The sequence below is a fragment of the Mesorhizobium caraganae genome (assembly GCF_016836705.1).
Classification (GTDB): domain Bacteria; phylum Pseudomonadota; class Alphaproteobacteria; order Rhizobiales; family Rhizobiaceae; genus Mesorhizobium; species Mesorhizobium caraganae.
In genome coordinates this window covers 1-452 of the sequence record NZ_JAFCGY010000144.1, presented here as the reverse complement: position 1 = coordinate 452, position 452 = coordinate 1, and the positions used below count along the sequence as shown (strand labels likewise).

1 protein-coding gene is annotated in these 452 nt (G+C 70.8%); it reads right to left on the bottom strand.

The features are described from left to right. Positions 1-452 (bottom strand): hypothetical protein (locus JQK88_RS35690; RefSeq protein WP_203281284.1); only part of this gene is annotated, 452 nt, incomplete at both ends.

Sequence of the window (452 nt, the reverse complement as noted above, 5' to 3'; positions counted from 1 at the left end):
ACCCGACAGCACCGCCTGGTCGAAGTCTTCGCGCAGTTCGTTCAAGCGCGACAGCAGGTGCTGCAGATCGTCCGAACGCTCCCGGCCGACGGCCTGGCCGGCGGCGATCTGCGCGGTCACGTAGGCCAGCTCGTCGCCTTCGCGGTTGAACTGCAGCAGCATGCCGATCGCCGCCAGCGCCTGGCGCCCGGCCGGGCTGATGCGGTAGCGCTGGGTGTGGCCGTCCCACAGCAGCAGGTCGTTGTCGCGCAGGCGGCCGATGACGGTGTCGAACTTGACCGGGTCGAGGTAGGCGAAGTGCTCGCGCAGTTCCTGCGGGCTCCAGTCCGGCGCCTGGCCGCGCTCGCCGATGGCGCGCAGCACCAGCAGCCGCACCATCACCGACTCTTCGCCGCCGTGGAACAGGGTGGAGAAGGCGCGCAGCAGATCGCGCGCGCCCAGCAGGGGCTGCA